A 14,672-nucleotide genomic window follows, 5' to 3' on the forward strand; every position below is an offset into this window, starting at 1 on the left:
GTGAACCCTGATGTGTCAGATGCTAGTCAGCATGAAGTCGCACATTCATGCAGTTAAAGTATTAATGACTATTTATCAGGGAGAGATACATGTCTGCTTACAAGGCATTTCACGAGCGTTCAATTAAGGATCCAGAAGGATTTTGGGCGGAGCAAGCTAAATTAGTTGAATGGCAAAAGCCTTTTGAAAAAGTGTTGGATTACAACAATCCTCCATTTGCAAAGTGGTATGTGGGCGGCAAAATCAATCTTTGCCATAACGCTGTCGACCGTCACCTAAAAGATCGTGGTGATCAACAAGCTTTGATTTCTGTTTCAACAGAAACTGACCAAGAAAAAACTTACACATTCAAAGAACTTCACACTGAAGTGAATCGCATGGCTGCGATTCTTAAAGCAAATGGTGTGGTTAAAGGTGATCGCGTTTTAATTTACATGCCAATGGTGGCAGAAGCAGCTTTTGCGATGTTGGCATGTGCTCGTCTTGGTGCCATTCACTCTGTGGTGTTTGGTGGCTTTGCTTCACACAGCTTGGCCTCAAGAATCGATGATGCCAAACCAAAGATGGTGATCTTGGCTGATGCGGGTGCTCGTGGTGGCAAGCCTGTGCCATACAAGCCATTGTTGGACGAAGCAATCACTTTGTCGACACACAAGCCAGAAAAAGTTTTATTGATTGATCGTAAATTGGTTGAGTACAACAAGGTGGCTGGTCGCGATTTAGATTACGCGACTGAGCGTGCCAAAGTGATGGATGCTCAAGTGCCTTGTGAATGGGTAGATGCGACCGATCCTTCTTACATTTTGTACACATCAGGCACTACTGGTAAGCCAAAAGGTGTGCAGCGTGACACGGGTGGTTACGCAGTCGCTTTGGCTTCATCGATGCGCCACATCTATGGCGGTCAGCCAGGTGAAGCAATGTTCACAACTTCTGACATTGGTTGGGTGGTTGGACACAGCTACATCATTTATGGCCCATTGCTCAACGGCATGGCAACGATCATGTATGAAGGCACGCCTTTGCGTCCTGATGCTGGTATCTGGTGGAACTTGGTTGAGAAGTACAAAGTATCAGTGATGTTCTCTGCACCAACTGCAGCACGTGTATTGAAAAAACAAGATCCAGCATTCTTATCAAAATATGACCTATCAACTTTGCGCTCAGTGTTCTTAGCAGGTGAGCCATTGGACGAGCCAACCGCCTCATGGTTGCATGGTGCAATCAACAAGCCAATCGTTGATAACTACTGGCAAACAGAAACAGGTTGGCCAATGCTTGCCTTGCAGCGTGGTATTGAAGTGATGCCGCACAAGTTTGGTTCACCAGGTGTTCCTGTGTACGGTTACAACATGAAACTTTTGGATGATTCAACAGGCGCTGAACTTGGCGCTGATCAAAAGGGTGTGATTGCGATTGAAGGACCATTGCCTCCAGGATGTATGCAAACGGTTTGGGGTGATGACGCACGCTTTGTTAAAACTTATTGGGAAACAGTACCAGGCAAGATGGTTTACTCCACCTTTGACTGGGGTATCAAAGACAAAGATGGTTACTTCTTCATCTTGGGTCGTACCGACGACGTGATCAACGTGGCCGGTCACCGTCTTGGCACCCGTGAGATTGAAGAAAGTATTTCAAGTCATCCGAACGTGGCCGAAGTGGCCGTGGTGGGTATCGCTGACAAACTCAAAGGTCAGGTAGCAATCGGTTTTGCGATTGCTAAAGATTCAAACAACACCGCCACTTTGGAAGCAGAGATTCTGAAAACAGTGGATTCTCAATTGGGTGCGGTGGCAAGACCTGCACGCGTGTATGTGGTGGCAGCATTACCAAAAACACGTTCTGGCAAGATTGTGCGCCGTGCTTTACAAGCGGTGGCTGAAGGCCGTGATCCTGGTGACTTGAGCACTTTGGATGATCAAAGTGTTTTGGCCAATATCAAAACATTGTTCACGGCTGCTTCATAGGCTTTAGAAAGCCCTCTCAAAACAGTTGTTAATGTGACTGAGAAGGCAAGCGTTAAAGCAAGTTAAGTTGTTGAAAAATAGGGGATTTATCCCCTATTTTCATTTGTGGCAGATGCGACAAATGGGGTCAAACACCCCCGGTAAGGTATAATTTCTTAGTTAAATTATTAGATACTTGCCCTAGCGCTTAAAGACACATATACCTCCCGAAAATTCTCAGACCGGAGGTGTCTTTTCCGGAAGAGGGATGTGTCGGATGGCAGCAGGGCTTTGGAGAATACCTTTGCTGCCACTAATTCCTTCTTTACCCCCAGCAGTTTTGGCTCTTGCCGATGGAACCATTTTTCCTGGTTACAGCATTGGCGCCGTTGGGCAATCCGCTGGCGAGGTTGTTTTCAATACAGCCTTGACTGGATATCAAGAAATCCTCACAGACCCAAGTTACACACGTCAAATCGTGACCTTGACCTATCCACACATTGGTAACGTGGGTGTGAATCAACAAGATTGCGAATCTAGCAAAATCTACGCAGCCGGTTTGATCATCAAAGATCTTTCATTGATCGCTTCAAACTTCCGCTCTGAAAAAACCTTGAGTGACTATTTAACTGGCGAAAACGTTGTTGGTATCGCTGGTATTGATACACGTAAATTGACTCGCATTCTGCGCGACAAGGGTGCGCAACCGGGCGCCATTGTGACCGGCAAAGTAGGCGACACGATTGCAGCCTTGACTGAAAAAGCATTGGCTGCAGCGAAGAGCTTCCCAGGAATGGCTGGTTTGGATTTGGCGCAAGTGGTGACAACACCTTCGATCTACGAATGGACAGAAGGTGAGTGGGGTCTGAACGCAGATCACGGTAAACCAGGCTTTAAGAAATTAGAAAAACCACTCAAGCATGTGGTGGCTTATGACTTTGGTGTGAAGCGCAATATTTTGCGCATGCTCACAGAGCGCGGTTGCAAAATCACGGTCGTGCCTGCCAAAACTTCAGCCGCTGATGTATTGGCGATGAAACCAGATGGTGTGTTTTTCTCAAATGGTCCAGGAGATCCTGAGCCATGTGATTACGCCATCGCAGCAGCTAAAACCATCATTGACAAAGGCATTCCAACATTTGGTATTTGCTTGGGTCATCAAATCATGGGTTTGGCAGCAGGTGCTAAGACTCTCAAAATGAAATTCGGTCATCACGGTGCCAACCATCCAGTCAAAGACTTGGATGACGGTCGTGTGGTGATCACTTCACAAAACCACGGTTTCGCTGTGGATGCAGCAACATTGCCAGCAAATGTAAGACCGACTCATGTGTCTTTGTTTGATGGTTCATTACAAGGATTGGCTTGGACTGATAAGCCAGCTTTTTGTTTCCAAGGTCACCCAGAGGCATCGCCGGGTCCGCATGACATTGCGTACTTGTTTGATCGCTTTATTAAATTGATGTGAGATTGACGAATGCCTAAGCGTACCGACATAAAAAGTATCCTCATTATTGGCGCAGGTCCAATTGTGATTGGACAAGCGTGTGAGTTTGACTACTCAGGCGCGCAAGCTTGTAAAGCATTGCGTTCTGAAGGTTATAAAGTCATTTTGGTGAACAGCAATCCTGCGACCATCATGACGGATCCAGAGATGGCTGATGTGACATACATTGAGCCGATCACTTGGGAAGTGGTTGAGCGCATCATCGCTAAAGAAAAACCAGATGCGATTTTGCCGACCATGGGTGGTCAAACAGCTTTGAACTGTGCTTTGGATTTGCACAGACATGGTGTTTTAAAGAAATACGGTTGTGAGCTCATTGGCGCTTCACCAGAAGCGATCGATAAAGCAGAAGATCGTCAAAAGTTCAAAGAAGCCATGACCAAGATTGGTCTTGGTTCAGCCAAGTCTGGCATCGCACACTCATTAGAAGAAGCGAATGCTGTTCAGCAACAGATCATGGCTGAGACTGGTAGTTCTGGTTACCCTGTGATCATCCGTCCATCGTTCACGATGGGTGGTTCAGGCGGCGGTATCGCTTATAACCGCGAAGAATTCGAAGAAATTTGTAAACGTGGTCTAGATCTTTCTCCAACTCGTGAACTTCTGATTGAAGAATCACTCTTGGGTTGGAAAGAGTACGAGATGGAAGTGGTGCGTGATCGCAAAGACAACTGCATCATCGTTTGCTCGATTGAAAACTTAGACCCAATGGGTGTCCACACGGGTGATTCAATCACGGTGGCACCTGCTCAAACATTGACCGATCGCGAATATCAAATTTTGCGTAATGCCTCATTGGCTGTATTGCGTGAGATTGGCGTGGACACTGGTGGTTCAAACGTTCAGTTCTCGATCAACCCAGTGGATGGTCGCATGATCGTGATTGAGATGAACCCACGTGTGTCTCGCTCATCAGCTTTGGCATCAAAAGCCACTGGTTTCCCAATCGCTAAGATTGCGGCGAAATTGGCTGTGGGCTTCACTTTGGATGAATTGCAAAACGACATCACTGGTGGCAAAACACCAGCATCGTTTGAGCCGTCGATCGATTACGTTGTGACGAAGATTCCTCGTTTTGCTTTTGAAAAATTCCCAGCCGCTGACAAGCGCTTGACCACTCAGATGAAATCTGTGGGTGAGGTGATGGCGATTGGTAGAACATTCCAAGAGTCATTCCAAAAAGCCTTGCGTGGCCTTGAAGTTGGCGTGGATGGTTTGGATGAGAAATCAACAGACTTGGATGAGATCACCCAAGAAATTCGTGAGCCAGGCCCAGACCGCATTTGGTATTTGGGTGATGCATTCCGCATGGGCATGAGCAAGGATGATGCATTCATGCACACAGCGATCGATCCTTGGTTCTTGGCACAAATCTCAGAGTTGATTGAGATTGAAAAGAAATTACAAGATCGCCAATTAAAAGATTTGAGCGCGCAAGAATTGCGCTTCGTCAAACAAAAAGGTTTCTCAGACCGTCGTTTGGCCAAACTGTTAAAGACAGATGCCAAAGCAGTTCGTGAAGCACGTCATGCCTTGAAGGTAAGACCTGTTTACAAGCGCGTTGATACTTGTGCTGCAGAGTTCTCAACTAACACTGCCTACATGTACTCTTGCTACGAAGCAGAGCACGGTGAATGTGAATCACAACCGACGACCAAAGAGAAGATCATGGTTTTGGGTGGTGGTCCTAACCGCATTGGTCAAGGTATTGAATTTGACTACTGCTGCGTGCACGCCGCTTTAGCGATGCGTGATGATGGTTATGAAACCATCATGGTCAACTGCAACCCAGAAACAGTGTCTACTGACTATGACACTTCTGATCGTTTGTATTTTGAGCCACTGACACTTGAAGACGTCTTAGAGATCGTTGCGATTGAAAAGCCAAAGGGTGTGATTGTTCAGTACGGTGGCCAAACTCCATTGAAACTAGCCCTTGATTTAGAGGCTAATGGCGTACCTATCATTGGTACCAGTCCAGACATGATCGACGCTGCCGAAGACCGTGAGCGCTTCCAGAAATTATTGCAAGACTTGGGTCTACGTCAACCACCAAACAGAACAGCTCGCACAGAGCCAGAAGCTCTGAAATTGGCTGAAGAGATTGGTTATCCATTGGTGGTTCGTCCATCCTATGTTTTGGGTGGTCGTGCCATGGAAATCGTTCACGATGGTCGTGACCTAGAGCGCTACATGCGTGAAGCCGTGAAGGTTTCTCATGACTCACCAGTGTTGCTGGATAGATTCTTGAATGATGCGATTGAGTGTGATGTGGACTGTATCTCTGATGGTAAGAGAGTCTTCATTGGTGGTGTGATGGAGCACATTGAGCAGGCAGGTGTTCACTCAGGTGACTCAGCGTGTTCTTTGCCACCATACTCACTCTCAAAAGAAACTGTTGATGAGATGCGTCGCCAAACTGCAGCGATGGCCAAAGGCCTCAATGTGATTGGTTTGATGAACGTGCAGTTCGCGATTCAGCAAGTGGATGGTAAAGACATCGTTTACGTTCTTGAAGTGAACCCACGTGCTTCTAGAACAGTGCCATATGTATCAAAAGCAACAGGTTTGCAATTAGCAAAAATTGCTGCTCGTTGTATGGCTGGTCAAAGTTTGGACCAGCAAGGCATTGGCGAAGAAGTCATTCCTCCTTACTTCTCAGTCAAGGAAGCAGTTTTCCCATTCAATAAATTCCCAGGCGTTGACCCAATTCTTGGACCAGAAATGCGTTCAACTGGCGAAGTGATGGGTGTTGGTAGAACTTTTGGTGAGGCTTTATTCAAATCACAATTGGCCGCAAGCACTACTTTGCCTAAATCAGGCACAGTGTTATTGACTGTTAAAGACAGTGATAAAGCCAAAGCTGTTGAAGTGGCGCAAATGCTTCACGACATGGGCTATTCCATTGTGGCAACACAAGGCACTGCCGATGCAATTGAAAAAGCTGGAGTGCCAGTCAAGCGCGTGAACAAAGTCAAAGATGGTCGCCCACACATTGTGGACATGATCAAGAATGGTGAAATCGAATTGGTATTCACCACGGTTGATGAAACAAGAACAGCGATTGCTGATTCAAGATCCATCAGAACCACTGCTCAAGCGAACCGTGTGACTTATTACACCACCATCAGTGGTGCTAAAGCTGCGGTTGCCGGTATTAAGGCGATTGATCAGCTTGAAGTTTACGACTTGCAGGGCTTGCACGCCTCTTTATAAGATATCGGCTAAGATGTCTTATAAATTAGAAGTAAACTAAAAATAAATACGAAAAACAACAATGACTGGTAGAGAACTACCAGTCATTTGTTATTAGATTAACTAGATTTTGGATGTAGATTTATGAGTACCATTCCTATTACAAAACATGGCGCAGAGTTATTAAAGCAAGAGTTGCATAACTTGAAGCACGTTGAGCGTCCATCTGTGATCAATTCAATCTCTGAAGCTCGCGCCCAGGGTGACTTGTCTGAAAACGCTGAATACGATGCCGCCAAAGAAAAGCAAGCTTTCATCGAAGGCCGCATTCAAGAGTTAGAAGGTAAGTTGGCAGCAGCTCAAATCATTGATCCATCAACATTGGATGTTGAGGGTCGCATTGTTTTTGGCGCCACTGTGGAAATTGAAGATTTAGAAAATGGCAAAAAAGCCACTTACCAAATCGTGGGAGATGACGAGGCAGATTTAGAAGCCAATAAGATTTCTATCAGCTCACCAATCGCCAGAGCGCTGATTGGTAAAGAGGAGGGTGATGTGGCGACCTTCTCATCTCCAGGCGGCAGCCGTGAAGTTGAAATTCTGAACGTTAAATACATCTAACCCAGGCAATTTCAAACAAACTTCAGGCGACATTTAGATGCACATCACCGCCCAACGAGTTTTTCTTTACATCTTGACTTTGTGGGTGGGTAGCATCATCACGGTGGGTTACATCGTGACCCCCACTTTATTTGCAACTCTTTCAGATCGACAGGTGGCCGGCATGGTCGCTGGCGCATTGTTCCGCGTTGAGGGAATCATCAGCATGATCCTCAGTGTCGGCTTGATTGTGTTTGCAAATTTATTGGTCAAGCGTGGTTGTGGGCGTTATAAAAATATTCGCTGGTACTTGTTGACCATGTTGATTTGCGCAGGAGTATCAGCATTTATTTTTGAGCCGATGATGGACTCTTTGCGTGAAGAAGCGTTGAGTCATGGCTTTCCAGTGATACTCTCACCGTTGGCTGAAGCTTTCAGTAGACTCCATACCTATTCAAGTATCTTGTATCTACTGCAATCTTTGATTGGCTTGGTGCTCTTGTGGCGCTTGAGCAAACCGATAGACTAAGAGCACAGTAAAAAAATAATGCAAAAAATAAAGTAAACGAGCAAAGTAAACAAGCAGTGTAATGAATAAGCCGCTGATAACAGCGGCTTATTCATTAGTAGCTTGGATACTCGTAGTTAAAAAATTAACGGCTGAGCTGTTTCTTTTTAGCGCTGGTTTGACGTGGTTTCGCACGCTTCACTTGACCGCCGGCAGCCACACGTTCGTTACCAAGCACAGTGGTTGCCACTGGTTTTGGACGACGTTGAGGGTTGCGTGTGAATTTTTTCACCATCACCACTTTAGGGCCGCCAGATTTACCGCGGCGCTTTTCAGTGACTTCTTTTTCTACCTTTGGTCTGTAAAGAACCAATAACTTACCGATGTGTTGAATCGGTGCTGCATTTAATTCATCACATAGTTGGTTGTAGATGGCTACACGGGCTTCGCGATCATCGCCAAAAACGCGAACTTTGATTAAGCCATGGAAATTCAGGCCATTGTTCACTTCTTTGACAACTGCTGGCGTTAAGCCATCAGCACCAATTAAAACAATGGGTTTTAACGCATGGGCGTCTGAGCGGTGTGCCGAACGTTCGGCAGAGGATAATTCAAGTATTGGCATAGAAATTTCTTTGGAAGACCTCAATGATAAGGCATTAAATTGCAAAGTATGGGGTGCCAGATGAAAAAGAGCGGAAAATAGCGACCTAACTATAAAAAATGAGTGAATCACTCATTGAACACAGAAGTGGAACAGCGTGGCAAAGAATAAATTTAATAAAGACTGGTTGAACGATCACCTGAACGACCCCTACGTCAAAATGGCGCAAAGGGAAGGATATCGTGCGCGCGCAGCCTATAAATTAAAAGAGATTGACGAGCAAGACCGTTTGATTGGTCCTGGCATGGTGGTGGTGGACTTGGGCAGTACGCCTGGCAGTTGGTCTCAATACGCTCGCAATCGTTTGGTTGAGTTCGGCAAAAAGAATGCAGACACCCCCGATGGAAAACCTTTTGGCAAGATCATTGCGATTGATATTCTGCCGATGGAAGACATTGCTGATGTGACCTTTTTGCAAGGCGACTTCCGTGAAGAAGCGGTTTTGAGGGAGTTTGAAGCCTTATTGCCAGGTAATCCTGCTGATGGCCCAAGGGTGGATTTGGTTTTATCTGACATGGCGCCTAATTTATCGGGCGTTTCAACGGCTGATGCTGCCCGCATGGGTCATTTGGCTGATTTGGCCTTGGAGTTCTCTCAGGCCCACTTAAAGCCCAATGGAGCCCTATTGATCAAGTGTTTCCACGGAAGTGGCTACAGCCAAATCGTGGAATCATTCAAAAAAGTCTTCAAAATCGTCACCCCTAGAAAGCCGAAAGCCTCTAGAGACAAATCGGCTGAAACTTTTCTCTTAGGAAAACACCTTAAGTGAGTGTTTGACCCGAGAGCAAAAACCTCTCAAAAACCCCCTGAAAAAGGCTAAAACCATAACAAATCTATGGGATTTAATGACTTTTTAAGTTCAGCACTTGAAAAGGGGAGGGAGTAGAATCATATTGTGTATAGATATATCCGCCTTAAGGAGGCTTTGTGAACAATAATTTGATGCAGAAAGTTGGTGTGTGGCTCATCGTGGGCCTCGTGCTGTTCACTGTCTTCAAGCAATTCGATAAGCCGCGCGCTCAAGAAAACATCACCTATTCTCAATTCATGGAAGATGCCAAAAATGGCAAAGTGAAGAGAGTGGATGTTCAAGGTCGCAACATTCAAGTGGTTCCAATGGATGGCCAGAAATATTCTGTTGTCAGCCCAGGTGATATTTGGATGGTTGGTGACTTGATGAAATACGGCGTTCAAGTAACTGGTAAAGCAGATGAAGAGCAAAGTCTCTTGGTGTCTGCTTTGTATTACTTGGGGCCAACATTGTTGATCATTGGTTTTTGGTTCTTGATGATGCGCCAAATGCAAGGCGGTGGCAAAGGCGGAGCATTCTCATTTGGTAAATCAAAAGCTCGCTTGATTGATGAAAATACAAATGCTGTCACATTTGCTGATGTGGCTGGATGTGATGAAGCCAAAGAAGAAGTCTTTGAGCTTGTTGATTTCTTAAAAGATCCAACGAAATTCCAAAAGCTGGGTGGCCACATTCCAAGAGGTGTGCTCTTGGTAGGTCCTCCAGGAACAGGTAAAACATTATTGGCAAAAGCCATCGCTGGTGAAGCCAAGGTACCGTTCTTCGCAATCTCAGGTTCAGACTTTGTTGAGATGTTTGTCGGTGTCGGTGCAGCTCGTGTGCGCGACATGTTTGAGAACGCTAAGAAACAAGCCCCTTGTATCGTCTTCATCGATGAGATCGACGCTGTTGGTCGCCATCGTGGTGCTGGTATGGGTGGTGGTAATGATGAGCGCGAGCAAACGCTTAACCAGATGTTGGTTGAGATGGATGGTTTCGAGCCTAACAGCGGTGTGATTGTGATTGCTGCCACGAACCGTTCTGATGTGCTTGATAAAGCTCTATTGCGCCCAGGTCGTTTTGACCGTCAAGTGTATGTTGGCTTGCCTGACATCCGTGGTCGCGAACAGATTCTTAAAGTACATATGCGCAAGGTGCCTATCAGCACCGACGTTGATGCAGCAGTGTTGGCTCGTGGCACACCAGGATTCTCGGGTGCTGACTTGGCCAACTTGGTGAACGAATCAGCTTTGTTTGCAGCGCGTCGCAATAAGCGCACAGTCGACATGCAAGACTTTGAAGATGCGAAAGACAAAATCTTCATGGGTCCTGAGCGCAAGTCTGCAGTGATGCGTGAAGAAGAGCGTCGTAACACGGCTTATCACGAATCAGGTCATGCGGTGGTGGCAAAAGTATTGCCAAAGGCAGACCCTGTTCACAAGGTCAGCATCATGCCGCGTGGTTGGGCATTGGGCGTGACTTGGCAGTTGCCTGAGCATGATCGTGTGAACATGTACAAAGACAAGATGTTGGAAGAGATTTCAATTTTGTTCGGCGGTCGTTTGGCTGAGGAAATTTTCTTGAACTCTAGCAGTACTGGTGCATCAAATGACTTTGAGCGTGCCACAAAAATGGCGCGTGACATGGTCACTCGTTACGGTATGAGTGAAGTGCTTGGCACGATGGTTTATGTTGATCCTGATCAGCAAAGCATGTTTGGTCCGGTAAGCTCTAAATCAGTGTCTGAAGCAACTCAGCAAAAAGTAGACGTTGAGATCCGTGCGATTCTTGACAAGCAATATGCTGTGGCCAAGAAGATTCTTGAAGACAATCGTGACAAAGTAGAAGTCATGGTCAAGGCTTTGCTCGAATGGGAAACCATCGATGCAGATCAAGTCAATGACATCATGGCTGGTAAAGATCCACGTCCACCGAAGTACCCACCAAGCGCGCCGAATAATGGCGGCGGCACAGGTGGTACACCCGTGGTTGCCGAAGGAGGCGCCCCAGCGGCGGCTTAATGGCGAAGCATGAATTAACGCCCGTGGCATGGCGCTGCGGGCGTTTTCTTTTTGATTGGAGCAAACGCAGTGCTCCAGTGGTGATGGGCATCCTCAATGTCACACCAGACTCTTTTTCTGATGGTGGTCTTTTTGCCAATCGAGATGCAGCACTAAAGCAAGCGGAACGACTGATTGCTGAAGGCGCGGAAATGATTGATGTGGGCGGTGAGTCCAGTCGTCCTGGTTCTGAACCTTTATCTTTGCAAGAAGAATTAGATCGTGTGATGCCAGTCTTAGAAGTTCTGAAAGATGCGCCTGTGGCGATTTCAGTGGACACCTATAAAGCAAAAGTAATGGCAGCAGCGATCAATCTTGGCATTGATTGCATCAATGATATTTGGGCATTCAGACAACCACATGCGATTGAAGCTATTGCTAAGAGCTCATGCGGTGTGATGCTCATGCACATGCAAAAAGATCCGAGCACCATGCAATTCGATCCTCATTACAAAGATGTGGTCGCTGAGGTGAATGGCTTCTTGATGGAACGATGTGTTGCTTTAGAAGATGAAGGTGTGGAGCGTGATCGTTTAGCGATTGACCCAGGCTTTGGTTTTGGTAAAACCTTGGAGCACAACATGACCATGTTGGCGCACTTCCAAGCATTCTGCCAACACGGCTTACCGGTGGTTGCTGGGATTTCCAGAAAATCTAGTTTGGGTGCCATCACAGGCAAAGACATGGCTCATCGTCAAACCGCGAGTGTGGCCGCAGCTCTGATGGCTTTAGAGCGGGGCGCTAAGGTATTGCGGGTGCATGATGTTGATCAAACCATGGACGCAGTCAAAATTTGGGTGGCCACCCAAGAATGCTTATAAAATACATACATGACACGTCAATATTTTGGTACAGATGGTATTCGTGGGGAAGTCGGCAAGTTTCCGATCGTCCCTGACTTTGTGATGCGCTTAGGTTACGCAGCAGGTCAAGTATTGGCAAAAAATGCTGGTACTCATGGCAAGCCCACTGTATTGATTGGTAAAGATACCCGTGTCTCTGGATACTTATTAGAAGCTGCTTTAGAAGCAGGCTTCTCGGCAGCTGGTGTGGATGTGATGTTGTGTGGTCCGATGCCAACACCAGCAGTTGCCTACTTAACACGCACCTTGCGTTTGTCCGCAGGTGTTGTGATCTCTGCTTCACACAATCCGTATCACGACAATGGCATTAAATTCTTTTCTGCCCATGGTGACAAATTAGATGATGCTGTTGAATTGCAAATTGAAGCAGCTCTCAATGAGGCAATGAACTGTGTTGATTCAGCTCACTTGGGTAAAGCAAAACGTTTAGACGATGCAACCGGTCGTTATATTGAATTTTGTAAGAGCACCTTCCCTAATCATTTGAGTCTTCACGGACTCAAGTTGGTGGTCGACTGTGCTCACGGTGCCGCATATCACATCGCTCCGCACGTGTTCCATGAATTAGGCGCTGAAGTTGTTTCGATTGGTATTCATCCAAACGGTAAAAACATCAATGATGGTGTCGGTGCCACAGCACCGAAGGCATTGATTGAAAAAGTCAAAGAAGAAAAAGCTGATCTAGGTATTGCTTTAGATGGAGACGCTGATCGTCTGCAATTGGTCGATGCTCATGGCAGATTATTCAACGGTGATGAACTGCTTTATCTGATTGCCAAAGCCAGAAAAGATGCTGGTGAGTCAGTCAAGGGTGTGGTTGGTACTTTGATGACGAATATGGCCGTTGAAAAAGCCATTCAGGCTGAAGGCATTCAATTCGAGCGCGCCAAAGTTGGTGATCGCTACGTGCTTGAGAAGCTAAAAGAAAATAATTGGCAATTAGGTGGTGAAGGTTCTGGGCATCTTATTTGCCTAGACAAGCACACCACAGGTGATGGCATTGTGGCAGCACTGCAAGTGCTATCAGCCATGAAGCAAAATCAAAAAACCTTGGCACAACTATTAGAGAAGGTGACCTTGTTCCCGCAAACTTTGATCAATGTGAAATACAAACAAGGTTATGACTGGAAGACTGATGCCAAGATGCAAGAGGCGATCACTCAAGCAGAAAAAAATCTCAATGGCAGCGGCAGAGTGTTGATTCGCCCATCAGGCACTGAGCCTTTACTCAGGGTTATGGTTGAAGCACAAGATGCTCACCAAGCCCAAGATCAAGCCAAGAAGATCGCCCAGACTATTCCAGTTTAAGGAACTTGCTGGGCCTGTTCAGCGAGGAGCTGAGTTACTTCTTTTTCTTCTTTTTATCTTTCTTCTTAGATTTCTTTTCTAGTTTGTCTTTATTGCCGTTGGCATAAACAGCCCATTTCTTAATTTCTTCTAATAGTTCCTCAAGATCTTCATAAGGTAACTCTTTGAAATTCATTAAACTGATTGAACCAGTTTCTTGTAATTGTTTAACGGCTTCTTCATAGGTATACATAGCTAACTCCCTTATTCAGTTGAAGTTTCATTGACTGGCATGTCAATTTCAAGACAAATAAGGCAATTCACAAAAGGTTCACCAAAGCGCCTTATTTGATGGAGTGGCGCATCACTGAACTGTCATGAATCTGTCACATAGTTCCATTATTATGGAACTATGAAAAATATAGACGCCGTTCAATCCTTCCTAGCCCTTGGTCAAGAATCAAGGCTCAATATCTTCCGCCTGATTGTGCAAAAAGGCGCTGAGGGAGTGACTCCTTCAGAAATCAAAGAGAGCCTGGGTATTCCGGCGGCTACCTTGTCCTTTCATCTTAAAGAGCTCTATCAAGCCAATCTTATTTTGGTTGAACGTCAAAGTAGAAACTTGATTTACCGACCACACGCAGAGCAGGTGACCAGTCTCATGGACTTCTTACTCTTTAATTGCTGTGGTGGTGAGCCATGTGTCAAAAAAGAAAATAACTCAAATATCACAGAGGCTAAACAATGAAACGCATGCACATTCATGTTGGTGTAAAAAACTTAAAAGAAAGTATTTCTTTCTATTCAAAAATGTTTGCTACGGCACCAACCATTGAAAAAACTGATTACGCCAAGTGGCAGTTAGAAGATCCAAAAATCAATTTTGCAATTTCTGCCAGAGGTGCTGCTGAAGGCCTTAATCATTTGGGTATTCAGGTGGAAGACGCTGCAGAACTAACTGATATGAAATCACGCTTGGATACCTTGCAAGCTGAATTGGTTGAGGAAGAGGGTACTGCTTGTTGTTATGCAAAGTCTGACAAGTATTGGGTCAATGATCCATCAGGTATTCCTTGGGAAACTTTCCATACATTGGATTCAATCCCGGTTTTCAATGAGTCTTCTGATGCAGTAGAAGCTGCCAGTGCTTGTTGCGTGCCATCAGGTGTCAGCTCAGTGGCCACAGTATCGATTGGATCAATCTCAAAAAAATCCAATAGTTGCTCATAAAAAAATTTAAATCAAATCA

At 45.7% G+C, this 14,672-nt stretch carries 13 protein-coding genes; 11 read left to right on the top strand and 2 right to left on the bottom strand.

Annotation, left to right across the window (positions count from 1 at the left end):
• Nucleotides 1-89 precede the first annotated feature (89 nt).
• The 5 genes from ICE88_RS06605 to ICE88_RS06625 all read left to right on the top strand — a co-directional run bounded on the left by ICE88_RS06605 (nucleotide 90) and on the right by ICE88_RS06625 (nucleotide 7,780).
• Nucleotides 90-1,970 carry a propionate--CoA ligase gene (locus ICE88_RS06605; protein WP_216250811.1) on the top strand — a complete coding sequence of 627 codons (1,881 nt, stop codon included), beginning with the start codon at nucleotides 90-92 and terminating at the stop codon, nucleotides 1,968-1,970.
• Nucleotides 1,971-2,226: 256 nt separating this feature from the next.
• Nucleotides 2,227-3,417 (top strand): glutamine-hydrolyzing carbamoyl-phosphate synthase small subunit, encoded by a 1,191-nt coding sequence (gene carA, locus ICE88_RS06610; RefSeq protein ID WP_216250814.1) that lies wholly within the window; start codon nucleotides 2,227-2,229, stop codon nucleotides 3,415-3,417.
• Nucleotides 3,418-3,426: 9 nt separating this feature from the next.
• Entirely contained in the window at nucleotides 3,427-6,672 is a 3,246-nt protein-coding gene (gene carB / locus ICE88_RS06615) for a carbamoyl-phosphate synthase large subunit (RefSeq protein ID WP_216250818.1), read from the top strand.
• Nucleotides 6,673-6,795: 123 nt separating this feature from the next.
• Nucleotides 6,796-7,272, top strand: coding sequence for a transcription elongation factor GreA (gene greA, locus ICE88_RS06620; protein WP_216250821.1), 477 nt, complete (start codon nucleotides 6,796-6,798; stop codon nucleotides 7,270-7,272).
• A 37-nt stretch (nucleotides 7,273-7,309) separates the two neighbouring features.
• Nucleotides 7,310-7,780, top strand: coding sequence for a DUF4149 domain-containing protein (locus ICE88_RS06625; protein ID WP_216862212.1), 471 nt, complete (start codon nucleotides 7,310-7,312; stop codon nucleotides 7,778-7,780).
• Nucleotides 7,781-7,904: 124 nt separating this feature from the next.
• Here the strand turns inward: ICE88_RS06625 and ICE88_RS06630 are convergent, their stop codons facing one another.
• Nucleotides 7,905-8,384, bottom strand: a complete 480-nt coding sequence (locus ICE88_RS06630) for a YhbY family RNA-binding protein (protein WP_216250823.1) — start codon at nucleotides 8,382-8,384, stop codon at nucleotides 7,905-7,907.
• A 136-nt stretch (nucleotides 8,385-8,520) separates the two neighbouring features.
• On the opposite strand from ICE88_RS06630, the gene ICE88_RS06635 reads away from it, so the two are divergent.
• The 4 genes from ICE88_RS06635 (at nucleotide 8,521) to glmM (ending at nucleotide 13,444) form a co-directional block, all read left to right on the top strand.
• A complete protein-coding gene (locus ICE88_RS06635) occupies nucleotides 8,521-9,192 on the top strand; it encodes an RlmE family RNA methyltransferase (protein WP_216250825.1) in 672 nt (223 codons plus the stop codon).
• Between the two features lie 158 nt (nucleotides 9,193-9,350).
• Nucleotides 9,351-11,234 carry an ATP-dependent zinc metalloprotease FtsH gene (gene ftsH, locus ICE88_RS06640; RefSeq protein WP_216250828.1) on the top strand — a complete coding sequence of 628 codons (1,884 nt, stop codon included), beginning with the start codon at nucleotides 9,351-9,353 and terminating at the stop codon, nucleotides 11,232-11,234.
• Nucleotides 11,234-12,094, top strand: a complete 861-nt coding sequence (folP, locus tag ICE88_RS06645; protein ID WP_216250830.1) for a dihydropteroate synthase — start codon at nucleotides 11,234-11,236, stop codon at nucleotides 12,092-12,094. The genes ftsH and folP overlap by 1 nt, the downstream gene beginning before the upstream one ends.
• Before the next feature lie 9 nt (nucleotides 12,095-12,103).
• Nucleotides 12,104-13,444, top strand: a complete 1,341-nt coding sequence (glmM, locus tag ICE88_RS06650; protein ID WP_216250832.1) for a phosphoglucosamine mutase — start codon at nucleotides 12,104-12,106, stop codon at nucleotides 13,442-13,444.
• Nucleotides 13,445-13,478: 34 nt separating this feature from the next.
• Here the strand turns inward: glmM and ICE88_RS06655 are convergent, their stop codons facing one another.
• A complete protein-coding gene (locus tag ICE88_RS06655; protein ID WP_216250833.1) occupies nucleotides 13,479-13,676 on the bottom strand; it encodes a hypothetical protein in 198 nt (65 codons plus the stop codon).
• Nucleotides 13,677-13,835: 159 nt separating this feature from the next.
• On the opposite strand from ICE88_RS06655, the gene ICE88_RS06660 reads away from it, so the two are divergent.
• Entirely contained in the window at nucleotides 13,836-14,171 is a 336-nt protein-coding gene (locus tag ICE88_RS06660) for a helix-turn-helix transcriptional regulator (protein ID WP_216250836.1), read from the top strand.
• Nucleotides 14,168-14,653 carry an ArsI/CadI family heavy metal resistance metalloenzyme gene (locus tag ICE88_RS06665; RefSeq protein WP_216250838.1) on the top strand — a complete coding sequence of 162 codons (486 nt, stop codon included), beginning with the start codon at nucleotides 14,168-14,170 and terminating at the stop codon, nucleotides 14,651-14,653. Before ICE88_RS06660 ends, ICE88_RS06665 begins: the two co-directional genes overlap by 4 nt.
• Nucleotides 14,654-14,672: the final 19 nt, after the last annotated feature.

Source organism: Polynucleobacter sp. AM-26B4 (genome assembly GCF_018882285.1).
Lineage (GTDB): Bacteria > Pseudomonadota > Gammaproteobacteria > Burkholderiales > Burkholderiaceae > Polynucleobacter.